The organism is Microbacterium pullorum (genome assembly GCF_014836535.1).
GTDB classification, from domain to species: Bacteria; Actinomycetota; Actinomycetes; order Actinomycetales; family Microbacteriaceae; genus Microbacterium; species Microbacterium pullorum.
The window spans coordinates 480876-497430 of sequence record NZ_JACSQP010000001.1 but is presented as its reverse complement, the minus strand read 5'-3'; the positions used below and the strand labels follow the sequence as shown (position 1 = coordinate 497430).

Sequence of the window (16555 nt, the reverse complement as noted above, 5' to 3'; positions counted from 1 at the left end):
TCAGCCCTTCACGGAGCCCAGCAGCGCGCCCTTGACGAAGAAGCGCTGGACGAACGGGTAGATGAGCAGCATCGGTAGGGTCGCCACGAAGATCACCGCCATGCGGATCGACTGCGCGGGCGGGACGACGTCGACCGCAGACGAGTCGGCGTTCAGACCGCTCGCCACGATGACGATCTGCCGCAGCAGCACCTGGATGGGCCAGAGTTCCGAGCTGTTGATGTACAGGATCGCGTTCTGATAGGTGTTCCAGTAGTAGACCGCGTAGAACAGCCCGATGGTCGCGATCGAGGCGAGCGAGAGCGGCAGCACGATGCGGAAGAAGACCCCCATCTCGGAGCAGCCGTCGATGCGCGCCGCCTCCTCGAGGCTGTCGGGGATCCCCTGGAAGAAGCTGCGCATGATGATGAAGTTGAACGCGTTGATGGCGACCGGGATGATGAGCGCCCACAGCGTGTCGATGAGCCCCAGGCTGTTGACGAGGATGAACGTCGGAATCATGCCGCCGCTGAAGAGGATCGAGAAGACGACGAGGAAGTTGACCACGCGCCGACCCTTGAAGTGCTTCTTCGAGAGGGCGTACGCCATGAAGGCCGTCAGGATGAGGCTGATGAACGTGCCCCCGGCGGTGACGATGAACGAGACACCGAGGGCGCGGAAGATCGTCGGCGTCGAGAGGATGTAGCGGTACGCGTCCAGGGTGAACGTCTCCGGCCACAGGATGAACGCGCGCGTGGCCAGCTCGCCCGGCGTCGCCAGGGAGCTTGCGAGCACGTTGACGAAGGGAAGCAGGCAGAACAGCGCGAACATGGTCAGGATGACGCCGTTGACCACGAGGAACGCGCGACGCCCCCGGCCCATCGGACGCTTCCTGCGCACCGCCCGCCGCACCCGGATGGGGATGGTCTGGTCGCTCACCGCAGGGGTGTTCGTGAGGCTCATTGCGGGCTCCGATCATGAGGCGTGCGCAGGGCGAACAGGCCCGCGGCGAAGAAGAAGAGGAAGGCGACGGGATACAGCACCAGCTGCGTGCCGACCAGACAGCACATCCCGGCGGCGAAGAACCACCATCCCGTCGATCGACGGCGGGGGCGTCGGGAGGCGAGGAAGAAGCCGACGGCGCAGAGCATCGCCGTGAGCAGGAGCGAGTAACCGAACCACCCGGCGAGCGTGTCGAGCGCGACGTGCGCGTCTGCGCCGAGCGGGATGCCGGCGGCTCGCATCGCCGGCACGATCGTGGATTCGACGGTCTGCGCGTCGCTGCGCGTCACCGCGAGGACGAATCCGCCCTGCAGCACGCTGGAGGCGGCCAGACCGATGCCGGCCGTCCACATCTCCGCGCGGCGGGAGAAGCGTGGCGCTGTCGGGGATTTCAGCGGTCGCAGGAACGTCGTCGCCATCATGCCGAGGCCCATGCTTCTGCGGGGGTGCCGGTGACATCCTCGGTCGCCACGGCGACGCCACGCACACCGGTCAACCGCACACCGCGCGCGTGCACGTCGCTCGCGAACGCGAGAAGGATCCCCGCGGCAGCCATCGCGGGGACGCCCTCGGCCATCGCCGGCACGGCGGGCTCGGGGTCGGCCGCGAACGAGATGTCGATCTGCTCGAGGATCAGGCCCGCGATCGGAGCCTCCGGCAGCCCGGAGATGAAGGCAGCGCAGGCCTGCACGTTCGTCGCGCTGATGCGCGCCAGGCGGATGTCGCGGATGTGCGGGGTTCCCTCATCGACGGGGCGCGGCCGGCGGTCGGAGACCTGGGGCAGTCTGCCGTCGGGGCCGCAGAAGTAGAAGGGGTTCACCACGATGGGGCACATCACGGCATCCATCGTGATGTCGGAAACCTGCACATCTTCGACGACACCGCCGCGACCGCGACGGGTCTTGATGCGGATGCCGCGGTCGGTGCCCTCGAACACGCAGTCGGAGATCGTGACGCCGCGCACGTCGCCGCTCATCTCGCTGCCGATGACCACACCGCCGTGACCGTGCAGCATGCGGCATCCGGTGATCGTGATGCGCTCGCAGGCGACGCGCTCGGCGGCACCCTCACTGCCGGACTTGATGGCGATGCAGTCGTCGCCCACATCGATGTGGCAGCCGTCGATGAGCACGTCGCGACACGATTCCGGGTCGATCCCGTCGGTGTTGGGCGAATCCGCCGGGTTGATGATGCGCACGCCGACGATGCGCACGTCGTCGCACAGCAGCGGATGCACCGTCCACGAGGGCGAGTCGATCAGCGTGACTCCCGACACCTCGACCCGCGTGCACCCGTGGAAGGCGAGCAGCGTCGGCCGGGGGTGGGCGAGCGTCCCTTCACGGAACGCATCCCACCACCACTGGCCGCCGCCGTCGATCTCGCCGGCACCCGTGATCGACACGTCGGTGGCGTTGCGCGCATACACGCACGGAGAGTGGATCGCCGCCGTCGCGCCCTCCCAGCGCGCCCCGACCAGCGGGTAGAGCGCGGGATCAGGGACGAACCGCAGCACGGCGCCCTGCTCGAGATGCAACTCCACGTGTGAACGCAGGCGCAGAGCACCGGACTCATGCACGCCCGGAGTGATCGTGACCCGACCGCCTCCCGAGTCCGCCGTCCGATCGATGGCATCCTGCAGCGCGCGGGTCGTCTGCCGAACGGCATCCGCCCGCTCGCTGGTGATGATGCTCTGCACCTGCGTCATGGCGTCCTCAGCGGGTCTCTGCGTACGACGCGGAGAGTTCCGCGACGATGTCGTCGAGGCCCTGGCCGCCGAGCTGCTCGATCGCCGCTTCGTAGCCGGCCATGTCGAGCTGGCCCACCATGTACTTGTTGTACGCGTCGGTCGCCGCCTGCTGGATGGTCGTCCAGCTGCGGTCGTAGGTCGCGGAGGTCAGCGGGAGGGCGACGTTGATCACGGCGAACTCGGCGTTCTCCGCCATCTTGTCGTTGGCCTCATCGACGTAGGGGGTGTCGTCCTTGAACTGCACGACGATGTCGGAGACGCGCGAGGAGCTGTACGGCTGCACCTGCTGCTCCCACACGGTCTGATCGGTGACCGTCACCACCTCGTCGTCGAGGGTGAAGTGGGTGCCTTCGATGCCGTAGGTCATCAGCGTGTACGGCTCCTCGTCGAGGAGCTTGTCGAGGAAGCCGAGCACCGACTTCAGCTCGCCTTCGGTCTTGACCCGCGACGTCGAGATCGCCAGCCAGCCGCCGAAACCGCCGTTGGTGTCGGAGTTGATGCGGCGAGGGACGTCCTCGTACGTGATGTCGTTGATGAGCGCCCAGGCCATGGGTGTGTCGGGGTTGGCGGAGCGCGCGATGTTCATGTAGTTCTTGGCCTCGAACAGACCCGTCACCACGATGCCGCCCTTGCCCTGAGCGATCGCGTCGATCTGGTTCTGCTTCTGCATCGTCACGAACTCGCCGTTGACCGCACCCTGCTCGTACAGGCCGCGGTACCACTGCATCGCCTCCTTGAAGGCGTCGGTCGTGAACGACGGAATGATCTCATCCCCGTCGGCCTCGAAGATGTTGCCGGCACCGAAGTAGCCCGACAGCATGCGGAAGCCCAGGATCGAGCTCTCCGCCCGGTCGACGAATCCCGTGGTGTCGGCCACGCCATTGCCGTCGGGGTCGTTCTCGGTGAAGGCGACGGCGACCTCGGCGAGTTCCTCGATGGTGTGCGGAACCTCGAGGCCCAGGTTGTCGAGCCAGTCCTGGCGCACCACGACGCCGTAGCGCGCGATCGGCTTCTGGATCGGAACGCCGTAGAGGTGTCCGGCCACGCGGGCCGAATCGAGGGTCTGGTCGGGGATCTCGGCCAGGTTGGGGAACTCCTCGAGGTACGGCTCGACGTCCCAGAACTGCCCCGAGGCGAGCGCCTGGCGCACGGAGGTGTTGGCGATGTTGGTGAGAGTCGTGATGTCGGCGAGCGAGTCGGACGCGATCGCCGCGTTGACCTTCTCGTCCTTGGACGCGTCAGGCACCCACTGGAACTCGATGTCCATCCCGGTGTACTCCTCGAGCGCGGACTCGACCGGCCCGCCCTTCTCGGGAGTGGTCGGGGTGTGGAGCATCGTCATCCAGGTGACGCTTTCCAGCGTCTCCTCGGAGGCGCCGGGATCAGCGGTGCATGCCGTCATCGCGAGCGACGCCGCGGTGAGCGACGCGATCGCGATTCCCAGTCGGCTGTGGTTTTTCATCGTTTTCCTCTCGCAGGGTGGGGAACAGGCCGAGCGTCATCGCGCGGCCCCAGGGGTGAAGTCAGCGCAGCTTCCCCGACGAGCTGCGTGAAGACGGTGCGGGTGACGAACCCGATGGCGGCCGCGGGGATGCCGTAGCCGAAGAGCACGAGCAGCGGCAGCGCGAAACTGGCGGCCAGCCACACGGCGGCGGCGACCGCGGCCATCGCGGTGATGGTCCACGGCAGGGATCCGAACCCGATCATGAGCGCCGCGGCCAGCGGCCGGCCGACGCCGCGCAGATCTGTCGCGGCCATGACCGGGAACACGTAGGCGGCGGCGACAGCGACCACCAGCAGCGCCAGCACGTTCGCGAATTGGACGGCCCACACCGTGAGGGTGAACACGTTCGTCACCGCGATCGCGGCGGCGAGCACGAGGATCCAGCCGACGACGGCGGCGCGCCAGTACTGCTCCCGGAAGTGCGCGATGAAGGTGCGGGTGACCGGCGGCGTCTCACCGAACCGGAACCAGCGATCGACATAGGCTGCGACGGCGTACGATGCCGGGCCGATGCCGAACACGACCAGACCCAGCACGGTTGTGGCGAGCCAGAGGATGTTGAGGTAGGCCAGGCGGTAGGCGCCCTGCAAGAAGGTGTTGACGCGCATGAAGCCCTCGACCGAGAACATCAGTACACGCCCTCCTCTCCGAGTCTCTTGGCCAGGCGGTTGGCGGCGACGACGAGGATGAGGCCCACCACGCCCTTGAACATGCCGACCGCCGCGGCGTAGCTGAACTGGCCGTTCTGGATGCCGGCGGTGTAGACGTAGGTGTCGAAGATCTCGCCGACGTGTCGGTTGAGCGAGTTGAGCACGAGGAACATGTGCTCGAAGCCGAGCTCGAGGAAGTCGCCGATCGCCAGGATGAACATGACGACGATGGTGGGTCGGATCGCCGGCAGCGTGATGTGCCAGGTCTGCCGCCATCGCCCGGCGCCGTCGACCTCGGCTGCTTCGTACAGCTGCAGATCGACCGCCGTCATCGCCGCGAGATAGATGATCGTTCCCCAGCCGGCGGTCTTCCAGATCTCCTGGATGACATACATCGGTCGCAGCCACGCCGGATCGGTGAGGAATGGGATGGCCTCGAAGCCCCAGGACTTCAGCAGGTTGTTCACACCGCCGCCGTCGGTGGTGAACATCACGTAGAACAGCGACACCACGATCACCCACGACATGAAGTGCGGAAGATAGACGATCGTCTGCACGCTGCGCTGGAAGAGCTTGGTGCGCACCTCGTTCAGCAGCAGGGCGAGGATGATCGGCATGGGGAACGCGAAGATCAGCAGCAGCCCCGACACCGCAACCGTGTTGGTCAGCAGCAGCAGGAAGGTGTCTTCGCTGAAGAACCGGATGAAGTGGGTGAAGCCGACCCACGGGCTGCCCAAAATGCCGCGGAAGGGCGAATAGTCCTGGAAGGCGATCACCAGGCCGCCCATCGGCACGTACTTGAAGACGATGAAGTACACGATGCCGGGCAGCGCCAGCAGATACAGCGCCTTATGCCGCCACAGCGAACGCCACAGCGGCTTCTTGCGCGGCACCGGCGGAGGCGGCGGCGAGGCGGGCGTCTCTGCGGCGACAGGCGACGTCGCGACCACGGTCATGCGAGTCGCTGCCGCTTCAGGAGGTCGGTCATCATCGTCTCTTCCTGCACTCGTCGTCGAGCGCGTCGTCCGTCCTTCACAGGGAAGGCTCGGGAACCGGTTTCTTGAAACTAACATGACCCCGACGAACGAGCAAACGTTTTCTGACACCCGGCGGGAAGCGGTTACCCGTAGGGTGCGGGACGCGCCGGGCGGTCGCCGACTCGCGCCGACACGACCATCGGCCGCCGCCGCGTCGGAATTCAGGCTCTCGCGCCGCCGCACCCCCGCGCGGTGACTGCACGCGGCCCGCAGCCTGAATTCCGACAGCCGACGCGACGACGCCCTAGCATCGGGGCATGCCCCTCGTCCTCGTCACCGGCGCCGCGCGCGCGAACAGCATCGCCGCTGGCGTCGTGCCGCGGCTGGTCGCCGACGGCTGGCAGGTGGTCACGAGCGACCTCGAAGCCGCCGACTACCCGGCCGACCTCTCACTCGCCACGGCACCGGCTGAACTGATCGACGCCGTCCGCGCCGATCACGGCGCCATCGACGCGCTCGTCCTCAGCCACGCACACGACGTGGAGTCGGGGATCCTCGACACGACCGCCGAGAGCTTCGACCGCCACGTCGCGGTCAACGCCCGCGCGAGCCTGCTGCTGATCGCCGCGTTCGCGCGCCAGGTCCCGGCCACCGGCGGCGCGGTCGTCGCCTTCACGAGCGACCACACCACCGGCAACCTCCCCTACGGGGCATCCAAGGGCGCCCTCGACCGCATCGTCATCTCCGCGGCGCGCGAGCTCGGCCCGCGCGGCATCTCCACCAACGTCGTGAACCCCGGTCCCATCGACACCGGGTGGATGGATGCCGAGGCGCGCGACCAGCTCGGGAGCCACCATCCCCTGGGCCGACTCGGCACGCCCCGCGACATCGGCGGCGTGGTGTCCTTCCTGCTCTCCCCCGACGGCCGGTGGGTCTCCGGCCAGCTGCTGCACGCCGACGGCGGCTTCTCCGCCCGGTTCTGACTCCCGGCGTCAGGGATGCGGGTTCGTCGCCGCCCCGTCGAGCCACAGCGTGTCGGACGGGTCGGCGTGCGTGCCGCCGCTGCCGACATGCTTCGCACTGATCTGCGGACCCTTCGTGATGACGTGGACCATCGCCATCGCGTGCCCGCGCCCGAGTCCGTAGTCGTCGGCGAGCCACTGCACGATCGGCGTCGCCGCTGTCGAGGAGTCGAACCCCTTCTCCCCCGCGAGCGTCACCAACTCGCGCGGCGTGAGCCCGGTCTTCTTCTCGACGGCATCGAGGTATGCCTGGAAAGACATGTGTGCTCCTTCAGTCGGTCAGTGAGGTGATCTCGAGCGTGCCGCGCGAGTTGGCACAGACGACGCCGCCCACCCAAGCCCGACCACACCGGTTTCATTGAGGACATGATCTGTCCGCTCCCCCGCGTACCGTGAGCGACACAGCGATCCCGCCGGGATCCCGGGCCGAGGAGCACGCCATGGACTGGAAGATCGAACTCATCTTCGTGCCGGTGACGGATGTCGACCGCGCAAAGGAGTTCTACACGAGGATCGGCTTCTCCGCCGACCACGACCAGGTGCCGTTCGACGGACTGCGCTTCGTGCAGATGACCCCGCCCGGTTCCGCCTGCTCGATCGCCTTCGGCACCGGGCTCGGCTCCCGGATGCAGCCGGGCGATCAGGACTCCATCCAGGTCGTCGTCCCGGATGCCGACGCGGCGCTGTCCGACCTGCGCGCCGCGGGCGTTGAGGCACGGGGCGTCGACGAGCAGTCGTGGGGCCGGTTCGTGACCTTCGACGATCCCGACGGCAACACCTGGACGCTCCAGCAACTGCCGCCGCGCGATGAAGGGTGACGGCGATCGCGCCGCCACCGCTGTCTAGCGGAGCAGGCCACGCAGCGTCTGGATCGTGTCGGCATCCGCCGGGCGTTTGTCGTCGCGGTAGGCCTTTACGCGCGCGAAGCGCAGCGCGATCCCCCCGGGATAGCGGGGCGAGCGCTGCACGCCGTCGATCGCGGTCTCGACGACCGTGACCGGCTCGACCCAGACCGTGCCCGCGGTGCGATGGGTCTCGATGGTCGGGAAGCGCTCGGTCTGCCAGCGCAGCGTGGCATCCGTCAGCCCTTTGAAGGTCTTCCCGACCATCACGAACGCCCCGGGTTCACCGAACTCGCCGAGGGGGTCGAGCGCACCGAGATGGATGTTCGAGAGCATCCCCGCGCGACGCCCCGACCCCTGCTCGACCGCGAGCACGACGAGGTCGAAGGTGTGGACCGGCTTGACCTTGATCCAGCTCGACCCGCGCCGGCCGGCCGCGTAGGTCGAGTCGATGGCCTTCACGACGACGCCCTCGTGTCCGGCGGCGAGGGCCTCGCGGCTCACCCGTTCGGCGATCTCGGGATCGGCCGTGACCTCGCCGCGGATGCGGTGGGCCGGCGCGATGCGGGCGAGCTCGGCCATGCGGGTGCGCAGCGGCTCGTCGATCAGGTCGCGACCGTCCAGGTGCAGCACGTCGAAGAACCACGGATGCAGCACGAGGTCGCGAGCCGCCTCGGCGCCGAACCGCGCCATCGTTTCCTGAAACGGGCGCGGCGCCTCGTTCTCATCGAGGGCGAGCGTCTCGCCGTCGAGCACGACGTCGCGCACCGGCATGGCCCGCACGATGTCGGCGATCTCAGGCAGGCGGTGGGTGATGTCGGCGAGGTTGCGGGTGAAGATGCGCACGTCATGGCCGCTGCGGTGCACCTGGATGCGCGCTCCGTCGAGCTTGTACTCCACGGAGGCCTCGCCCACCGCCGCGAGCGCGTCCGCAGCAGTGCTCGCCGTACTCGCGAGCATCGGGAGCACCGCGCGCCCCACCACCAGACCGGTCGCCGCCAGGTCGGCCGCCGTGCCGTGCAGGGCGATACGCGCGGTCTCGCCGAGGTCGCCCGAGAGCATCGCCGCCCGCCGGACAGCGGCGATGGGACGTTCGGCGGCAGCAGCGATCGCATCGGTGACGACCCCCTCGAGCGCCCCGGTGCGCACGTCCCCCAGCAGGGATCGCCGCAGGAACTCCTGCTCCCCGTTCGTCGCGTTCGCGAGCAGGGCGGCGAGGGCGGCGGAGCGCCGCGCCGCGGAGCCCGGGCCCGACATCGTGGCGAGGCCGTCGAGCGTCGTGTCGACGTCGGCGATCGTCAGCGTGGGTTCCGCCGCCGGCTCCCCCGTTGCCGCGGCCAGACTGCGCCAGCCGACTCCGATGCGGCCCTGCCGCGGGCTCCCCAGCAGCAGCCCGAGCACGGGAGCGAGGTCGTCGGGCTCGAGGCGCCGCAGCAGTGCGGCGAGCGTGTCGACCTTCGCGCGCCGCGAGCGTGTGACCGCCACGGCGTCGGCGGTGTCCACGAGCTCGGCGAGCAGCATGCGGTCAGTCTGCCACCAGCATCCGACAGCGAGTCAGGCTCGCGCGGCGCCGCACCGACGAGGTCCACACCGACTGTCGGAATTCCTGCTGAGCGGCCGAATCCTCGCCGCCACGTGCCGCGTGGCGCCCTGCGCCTGAATTCCGACGGTCTCCCCGACCCACGACCGCCCGTGCGACGTCCGACCGCGAGACCGTGCGGCACGACAGAGGCCCCGACCGGTGCTCGATGCGAGCAGCCGGCCGGGGCCCTTCGCGCAACAGCGACAAGCTGATTCCCGCTTGTGCTCCACCGAAACAGCTGGGGGCGCGTCGCCGCATGCGTTTCCGCTGATCAGGCCTGATCGCCAGCCGAGCTGCCGCCTCTCGGGGTGGTCTGCACTCGGCGCCAAACGGCGACAGCGGTACCGCCTGCTATCGACAGAACTGCCGCAGACAGGAAGAGCCACGAGAATCCCCCGGCGAGCGCGTCGACGGGGGCAGCTCCGCGTTCCTCGAGTGCCGTGGTCCGCAGGCCGGCGATCGTCCCGAGGAGGGCGATTCCCAGGGCGCCACCGAACTGCTGACTGGTGTTGATCAGTCCGCCGGCCAGCCCTGCCTCACCGCCCTCGACGCCTTCCACCCCCAACTGCGTCGTCGCGATGAAGCCACCACCGAGGCCGACCCCGATCAACAGCGTCGGTCCGAGGATCTGCGTCACGAAGACGGCGTCCGCCGGCGCTGCCGCGAGCCAGGCGAGGCCGGCCGCGAGTACGAGAAGTGAGCCGAGGAGAACAGGGCGGGTGCCCAGGCGAGCGATGAGTGCGGGAACCACTCCTGCGATCACGACCAGTGCACCCGCGAGGGGGAGCTGAGCGAGCCCTGCGGTCATCGCGTCGTACTCGAGGATCGCCTGCATGTACACCGACAGTGCGAAGAAGAGCGCGACGGTGACAGCACCGAAAAGCAGCATGACGAGGTTGCCGAGTGCGAGGTCACGGTTACGGAAGACATCCAGCGGAACCAATGGGGCTGCGGCGCGGCGCTCGATGATGACGAATGCGATGCCGAAGGCGAAGGCCGCCACGAGCAGCACAAACGGGACCGGATGGAAGAATCCCTGTTGCTCAACCGCGCTGAAGGCCCCCACGAGTGCGACGAGGGCCGCGGTCACGGTGACGGCTCCGGGAATGTCCAGCCTGTTCTTGGCTGCCGCATCGTCACGAGTGATGAGCAATGGGATGACGATGAGCACGAGGGCACCGACCGGGACGTTCACGAAGAACACCGCCTGCCAGCCGAAGCTGGCTGTGAGGACCCCACCGAGAAGCACACCCGCCGCGGATCCGATGCCCGCGACCGCTCCCCAGACGCCAAGCGCCTTGGTGCGTGCCTTGGTTTCCGGGAAGAGAAGAGTGAGCAGAGCCAAAGCCGCGGGTGCGAGGAGGGCGGCAGACGTCCCCTGCAGCGCGCGAGCGGCGAGGAGGACTTCGCTGCTGGCGGAGAGCCCCGCGAGCGCAGACGCCGCCACGAACCCCGAGATCCCGATGAGGAAGACTCGCCGGTGTCCGAAACGGTCGGCGAGGCGTCCGCCGAGGAGCAGCAGACCACCGAACGCGAGCACGTAGGCGGTGACCACCCACGCCAAGGCAGCCGTGGTCATGTCGAGCTGTTCGCCCAGGACCGGGAGCGCGATGTTGACGATAGAAGCATCGAGCACGACGAGGAACTGTGCGAGCGCGAGGATGCTGAGCGCCAGCCAACGGCGAGCGCTCCGTGACGTCGAACGATCCGACGTCACGGAGGTGGAGGTGAGAAGGGTCATATCGAGTTGTCCTTTCGACGTTGCGGGCGCCGGCAGCTGCCAGACGCCGCCCCCGGGTTGGCGCCCGGGGCTGAGTGTTGGTTACAGAGGGCGGGCATCTGAATGAGTGACTCATCACTCACTCTTCGACCCAAAAAAAAGGGCCCACCCTCATTCAGGGTGACTGATGCCCCTGGTGAGGAGGGCAGCCCATGTCTCCTCGCGGCCATCGAGCTGAGCCGTCACGATGAGGTGACAGAGCTGCCCATAGGCGATGAACCGCTGCACTTGCTCATCCGTGCCCGATGAGCGAGTTTGGGCGAAGGTGATTATCTGGCCGAGGCCGGAGCGCAGGGCGGCTCCGATCTCGGGGATGTCGGCGACCGACTGAGCGTGCACCTGCAACATCAGGAGTGTGCGGTCGGAGATGAGACGCGCATAAGCATCGCCCATCGCGTCGAGGATCGCACCCGGGGTGCGTTCCACCGCCGCGTCCGCTCCCTCGTCCAGGGCATGAATGATCGCGTCGAAGCAGGCTTCGAGCGCTGCGACGAAAAGCCCCTCCTTGCCGGCGTAGAGCTTGAACACGTAGGCCGGTGAGATCTTCGCCTCGCGAGCGACATCAGCGACGGTCGTGGCGTAGTAGCCGCGACGGGCGAAGGCCGCCATCGCGGCTGCCGCCACCAGCGGCCGCCGGGCTTCGGCGGTGGAGAGAGTCGAGCTGCGGGTCGGCGGCATATGAGTGATCGTACACTCACCCGCATGACAGATCAAGGGATCAGGCATCTTCGGCCAGTGCGCGCGCTGTCGTCTCATCGTTGATGATCCGCGCGTCCAGGAAGAGGGCGATGAGGCAACCCCATGGGGATGCCGGTGAACCTGCCGGTCGGGTCCACATCGCGTTTCACGGCGTTGAGCCGGGCGAGGTTGTTGCCGTAGATTGCGGCCGCGCGTGCACTGTCGCCCGGCGAGAGGAGGTTCGGGTACGCAGCAGGGAGAGCGAGCGGTCGGAGCGCATCGAGTATGCGATCCGCCCAGGCGATCTGCTCGTCGTGCCCTTCCGCATCCGCGGTGGCGGCGATGATCTCGATCATGAGATGTGGTTCTCGAAGCGCCCAGGCGGAGTATTCGGCGCCGACGCGGGTGGCGGCACCGTGGAAGTGGTGGATGTTGATCGCACTCAAGGGAGATGTGCGGCATCGTTCCCCGTCCACGAGAATCTCGATGACCGCAGGGGTGAGGGTGGCCACGGACGCGGTGCGCAGGGTGTAGTGGCGCCCTGAGGGGAACATTCCATCGAGCGCGTGCAGCGCCTGCGTTGGCGTGGCAGGTCCGATTGTGGATGCGAGAGGCGTACCCATCCGTTCGATTGCCCGTACCCATTCGGAGCCCTCGCCCGCTTCGCCGTTCCAGTTCAGCGACACGAGCAGCGCGGCACCGCCGTCGGGGCCGCTGCCGATCGCAGGACTGACAGCGAGCTGATCCGGAACAGTGGGGAGGATTCGTTCGAGGGAGGTGAGTACTTCGCTCAGCTCGGTCGCGCTGAAGACGACGGCGCCAGCAAGCATGGCCGGCATCTCTTCCAGCGAAATCTCAAGAGAGGTGACGACGCCGAAGTTCCCGCCGCCACCTCGAAGTGCCCACAGCAGGTCCGCCCTCTCTTCGTCGGATGCTCTCACGATCGACCCGTCGGCAAGCACAACCTCCGCCGAGATGATGGTGTCGGCCGCGAGACCGAGAGTTCCGAGATAGGGGCCGTATCCGCCGCCGAGGGCGAGCCCGGCGAAGCCGACCTCATTGACGGTGCCGACTGCTGCAACGAGATCATGTTCGGCGGCGGCGTCGATCAAGTCATCCAGCCGCGCTCCACCTTGGACCTTGGCCGTCCCAGCCCGCGCATCGATCTGGACGCCGCGCATCTGTGAGAGGTCGAGCGTGATGCCACCCTCCACGTGCGCTCGGCCCACCCAGTCATGGCCTCCACCACGGACTGCGATCGGCACCTCAGCGGGGACCGCTTTGAGCACGCGCTGGACATCTGCAGCACCCGCCACGAGGGCGATGAGATCAGGATGATGCGTCCGGCGCGCGCTCCAGAGCGCTGCAACCGTCTCGAACGAATCGTCTCCGGGCCGAAGCACGCGCCCGCCCAGCGCTTCGCTCAAGCTGCTGGCCAATGCGTCCCGATCGGCGTCGTTCGACATTTTCTCTCCTCGTCGTTCGGATTCACGGAAGCCAACTTGAGCGGCGCGTTCTCAGCAGAGTGACGATCCGCGGTAGCACGCTGTGCTAACTTCTGAGCACGCTAGCACGCCGTGATAGACCGGAGATTCGATGAACACGTCCCGCACACCCGATGCTCTTCGCCCATTGGGAGGGTTCGAGAGGATCATCGACCTGTATATTTCCCGCAACCCGGTGCAGTTCTCGCTCGCCGTCGAACTGGCCTCACCCGTCTCCCCGGAGCAGCTGGAGCAGGCGCTGGCAGAACTGCAAGCGCTGCATCCGCTCCTGATGGTGCGCATCGACCGAGATGGCGACCGCGCGGTCTTCCGTCGGATCCACGCCCCGATCCCCGTGAGGCACGTGCGGGACAGCGACTGGCAAACCGAAGCCGCCACCGAACAGACCCGCCCCATCGACCCGATGAGCGGCCCGCTGGCCCGTGCAACACTGATCACCGAAGGCGGTCCGACGCGCGCCCCGTTCGTGCTGCTGACGTTTTCTCACCAGATCAGCGACGGCCGCGGAGCCCTCCTCGCCGTTCACGATCTGCTGGCCTTACTGGCTGGACGGACGCGGCGCGCGCGCACCATGCCGGACGCTCAAGAGGATCACCTGCAACGCCTGCCCGCCGCACCGCCGCCGGCCGCTGGTGACCAGCCGGCCGACCAGGTGACACCGGAACACGCGGCCCTCCGACCTTTCGATGCCACCCCGCCCAGTATTGACGGCGCCGAGCTCGACGAACCCACCACGGGACACCTCCGTGCTGCCGCCCGCGAGAATGGTTCGACGGTGCAAGGCGTCCTGTGCGCTGCCGCTGCACTGGAGCTGCGGGACGTCATGGCGAGCACGCAGATCCGCATCAATGTGCCCATCGACCTCCGCCCCCTCCTCGGACTCGACGACGCCGTGGTCAATCGGTTCGTCGCGACCACGGTGACACTGCGGGCGGCGGCGGACGACGACCTCTGGTCACTGGCGCGGAGCGCGTCCGCGCAGCTGCGGTCCGCTCGGGATCGCGCAGCGGAATCGATCGCGATGCTTGCGTCGCTGCATCCCGGCGATGCGGCCGAAGCCGAGGCGGCGATACTCGCCGCAACGGCAGCCGATCTGGAGATCACCAATCTCGGCGTTTCGAGAGATGATGGCTCCGACGCACCTGCGATCTGGGGCCCGACGATGACCACGCAGGTCGTAGGCGAACGCATCCTCGGCGTTCTCACCCACGCAGGGCGACTCCGGCTCACCCTCACGACGCACGAGCAGATCGGAACGCTCGTCACCGGCATCGCTCGCAGAATGACTTCTGCCATCTAGCGCGAGCGACTCGACCATCGTCAGCGGTGACTGAGGTCGCGGCGCCGTGTGGGGCCGACGAAGGTGCGGGCGATGGATGCCTTCGCCCGCACCTCGTCCAGATGTCGATTACAGCGTGGGGATGATGCCGCCGTCGACGCGGTACTCGGCCCCGGTCAGCCAACCCGCTCGGTCCGAAGCGAGGAAGGCGATGAGCTCCGCGGCGTCTTCGGGCCTGCCCGGCTTACCGAGCGGAATGGAGAGGTGCTCGACGATCTGCTGTTCCATCTCGCTTGCCGATATGCCGTGACGCTCGGCAGCTTCGCCGATTGAAGCGGCCGCGCCCTCGGTCTTGATGAACCCGGGGATGACCACGAGGACCCGCACTCCGCTTCTCCCTGTCTCTACCGCGAGGGTGCGGCTGTACGCGTTGAGCGCCGCTTTCGAGGCGGCGTAAGACGCCTGCCCCGGCTGCGGGTAGTGGCTCGATATCGATGAGACGTGCACGACAACACCGCTCCCGCGCTCGATCATCGTTGGCACGATGTCTCTGTCCAGCCGCACAACCCCGAGAAGGTTGGTGGCGAGGTCATCCTGCCAGGTTTCGTCGCGCAGGCTCAGAGTCGGTGCCTCTTCAGTGAGCACAGCGGCATTCTGTACCAGCACATCCACATGCCCATCTGCGAGAACGGCGCGGGCAAAGCGTGCGACACCCTCCGCATCGCTGAGGTCCGCAGGAATCCATGACGCCGCGACCCCTGCCGGTGGCGCCGACCTGGACCCGATCACCACGGTTGCTCCTGCTGCCGCAAACCGCGTGGCGACGGCAAGTCCGATACCGCGGGCTCCTCCTGTGACGACGACGCGTTTGCCGATGAACTCATGCTGGCTGTTTGTCATGCCGGCAACTCTATCGATGATCGTCGATCGTCGATGCTTGGTAGGATCAGTTCGTGCGCTCAATACATCACCCCGTGCTCGAGGAGATCGAACTCCATCAGGTCATGCACGCTCTCGGCAGTCCGGTGCGTCTGGCTGTCGTCGCGGGCTTGCTCGACGGGGGAATCCATCAGGGTAGTGAGTTCGATGTGGGAGTTTCTCAATCGACGTTGAGCCACCATGTGAAGATTCTTCGCGAGGCCGGCATCGTTCAGAACGATCCTGAGGGCACAAGATGTCTGCTCTCGTTGCGGACCGCCGACCTCGAGAAACGATTCCCCGGTCTCGTGGACACTTTGGCCGTGCTCGTACAGGGGACGAAGTCTTAGGTGCGGGCGCTCACCCGGTGGCGATGTGGAAGTACACGACGGAAATGATCGATGAGGAGGCGTTGTTGACGGCGTGGACGACGACTCCAGGCCAAACCGACTTCGTCTTGTGCATCAGCCAGGCAGCCGCGAGGCCGACGATCACAGCGACCGGTGTCGCGAGGTTGAGTCCGTGGCTGAGAGCGAACACGATGCTACTGAGGATTGCGGCGAGCCAGACACCGTAGCGGGTCAGCAGAGAGAAGAGCACGCCGCGGAACAGGAGCTCCTCACCGATCGGGGTGATGACCGCTCCGAGGAAGATGGCTCCGAGGAAGCCGCCGATGCCGCTGGTCGCGGCCGACTGGTAGCCCCCCTGGACATCAGCGGCGCCTGTAGCCAGGCTCACCAAAGCCGTCACGCCCAGGTTGAGGGCGACGACTCCGATGCCGATCACGAATGCGATCGCCAGCCATCTCGGCGCTACGCGCCTGATGCCGAAGAGTGCCGCGCTCCGTCTGCGAAGAGCCATCATGACGAGCACTCCGCCCAGTGGCGCGAGCCCGGAGATCGCGAAGAGCACCAGGCCCTTGGTCACCGTATCCTCGTCCGGCATCTGGAGATAGAGCAGGATGCCGATGGCGTACAGCGCGATGGCGACGCCGGCAGCGAGCCAGAGGTCGGGCCAGGTGACCCGGTCGCTTGCGGCTCTGTCGTGCAGGTGAGCGGCGGGGGTGTGATCGTGGCGCGTCATTGTTCTC

At 67.3% G+C, this 16555-nt stretch carries 17 protein-coding genes; 4 read left to right on the top strand and 13 right to left on the bottom strand.

Annotated elements, in window-relative coordinates; translation table 11 throughout:
- Genes H9651_RS02455 through H9651_RS02430 form a run of 6 tightly spaced genes read right to left on the bottom strand, consistent with a single transcriptional unit; the run spans position 1 to position 5838 of the window.
- Complete coding sequence (locus tag H9651_RS02455) at positions 1–942, bottom strand: carbohydrate ABC transporter permease (protein ID WP_225216219.1); 942 nt, start codon at positions 940–942, stop codon at positions 1–3.
- On the bottom strand, positions 939–1403 hold the full coding sequence (locus H9651_RS02450) for a hypothetical protein (protein WP_191717492.1): 465 nt from the start codon (positions 1401–1403) through the stop codon (positions 939–941). The genes H9651_RS02455 and H9651_RS02450 overlap by 4 nt, the downstream gene beginning before the upstream one ends.
- A complete protein-coding gene (locus H9651_RS02445) occupies positions 1400–2686 on the bottom strand; it encodes a glycoside hydrolase family 28 protein (RefSeq protein WP_191717491.1) in 1287 nt (428 codons plus the stop codon). Before H9651_RS02445 ends, H9651_RS02450 begins: the two co-directional genes overlap by 4 nt.
- Positions 2687–2693: 7 nt before the next feature.
- Positions 2694–4190, bottom strand: a complete 1497-nt coding sequence (locus H9651_RS02440; protein WP_191717490.1) for an extracellular solute-binding protein — start codon at positions 4188–4190, stop codon at positions 2694–2696.
- Positions 4187–4861, bottom strand: a complete 675-nt coding sequence (locus H9651_RS02435) for a YesL family protein (protein ID WP_191717489.1) — start codon at positions 4859–4861, stop codon at positions 4187–4189. Before H9651_RS02435 ends, H9651_RS02440 begins: the two co-directional genes overlap by 4 nt.
- Positions 4861–5838 carry an ABC transporter permease gene (locus tag H9651_RS02430; protein ID WP_191717488.1) on the bottom strand — a complete coding sequence of 326 codons (978 nt, stop codon included), beginning with the start codon at positions 5836–5838 and terminating at the stop codon, positions 4861–4863. The genes H9651_RS02435 and H9651_RS02430 overlap by 1 nt, the downstream gene beginning before the upstream one ends.
- 338 nt (positions 5839–6176) lie before the next feature.
- Between H9651_RS02430 and H9651_RS02425 the strand changes: the two genes are divergently transcribed.
- Positions 6177–6842 carry an SDR family oxidoreductase gene (locus H9651_RS02425; RefSeq protein WP_191717487.1) on the top strand — a complete coding sequence of 222 codons (666 nt, stop codon included), beginning with the start codon at positions 6177–6179 and terminating at the stop codon, positions 6840–6842.
- Positions 6843–6851: 9 nt separating this feature from the next.
- Here the strand turns inward: H9651_RS02425 and H9651_RS02420 are convergent, their stop codons facing one another.
- Complete coding sequence (locus H9651_RS02420) at positions 6852–7142, bottom strand: DUF4287 domain-containing protein (RefSeq protein WP_191717486.1); 291 nt, start codon at positions 7140–7142, stop codon at positions 6852–6854.
- Positions 7143–7321: 179 nt separating this feature from the next.
- Here H9651_RS02420 and H9651_RS02415 point away from each other — a divergent pair, with 179 nt between their 5' ends.
- Complete coding sequence (locus H9651_RS02415; protein ID WP_191717485.1) at positions 7322–7699, top strand: VOC family protein; 378 nt, start codon at positions 7322–7324, stop codon at positions 7697–7699.
- A gap of 24 nt (positions 7700–7723) precedes the next feature.
- Here the strand turns inward: H9651_RS02415 and H9651_RS02410 are convergent, their stop codons facing one another.
- From H9651_RS02410 to H9651_RS02395, 4 genes are all read right to left on the bottom strand, one after another.
- The gene (locus tag H9651_RS02410) at positions 7724–9244 is read right to left on the bottom strand and encodes an ATP-dependent DNA ligase (RefSeq protein ID WP_191717484.1); all 1521 of its coding nucleotides are present in this window, start codon (positions 9242–9244) and stop codon (positions 7724–7726) included.
- A gap of 332 nt (positions 9245–9576) precedes the next feature.
- Positions 9577–11046 (bottom strand): DHA2 family efflux MFS transporter permease subunit, encoded by a 1470-nt coding sequence (locus H9651_RS02405; RefSeq protein WP_191717483.1) that lies wholly within the window; start codon positions 11044–11046, stop codon positions 9577–9579.
- Between the two features lie 150 nt (positions 11047–11196).
- A complete protein-coding gene (locus tag H9651_RS02400) occupies positions 11197–11763 on the bottom strand; it encodes a TetR/AcrR family transcriptional regulator (RefSeq protein ID WP_191717482.1) in 567 nt (188 codons plus the stop codon).
- 74 nt (positions 11764–11837) lie between these two features.
- Complete coding sequence (locus H9651_RS02395; RefSeq protein ID WP_191717481.1) at positions 11838–13229, bottom strand: FAD-binding oxidoreductase; 1392 nt, start codon at positions 13227–13229, stop codon at positions 11838–11840.
- Positions 13230–13359: 130 nt separating this feature from the next.
- On the opposite strand from H9651_RS02395, the gene H9651_RS02390 reads away from it, so the two are divergent.
- Positions 13360–14568: a phthiocerol/phthiodiolone dimycocerosyl transferase family protein gene (locus H9651_RS02390; protein WP_191717480.1), complete on the top strand. Its 1209-nt coding sequence runs from the start codon at positions 13360–13362 to the stop codon at positions 14566–14568.
- A gap of 108 nt (positions 14569–14676) precedes the next feature.
- Here the strand turns inward: H9651_RS02390 and H9651_RS02385 are convergent, their stop codons facing one another.
- On the bottom strand, positions 14677–15447 hold the full coding sequence (locus H9651_RS02385; protein WP_191717479.1) for an oxidoreductase: 771 nt from the start codon (positions 15445–15447) through the stop codon (positions 14677–14679).
- Positions 15448–15521: 74 nt separating this feature from the next.
- Between H9651_RS02385 and H9651_RS02380 the strand changes: the two genes are divergently transcribed.
- Positions 15522–15815: an ArsR/SmtB family transcription factor gene (locus H9651_RS02380; protein ID WP_318244725.1), complete on the top strand. Its 294-nt coding sequence runs from the start codon at positions 15522–15524 to the stop codon at positions 15813–15815.
- Positions 15816–15825: 10 nt separating this feature from the next.
- Here the strand turns inward: H9651_RS02380 and H9651_RS02375 are convergent, their stop codons facing one another.
- Positions 15826–16548 (bottom strand): CPBP family intramembrane glutamic endopeptidase, encoded by a 723-nt coding sequence (locus H9651_RS02375; RefSeq protein ID WP_191717478.1) that lies wholly within the window; start codon positions 16546–16548, stop codon positions 15826–15828.
- Positions 16549–16555 lie beyond the last annotated feature (7 nt).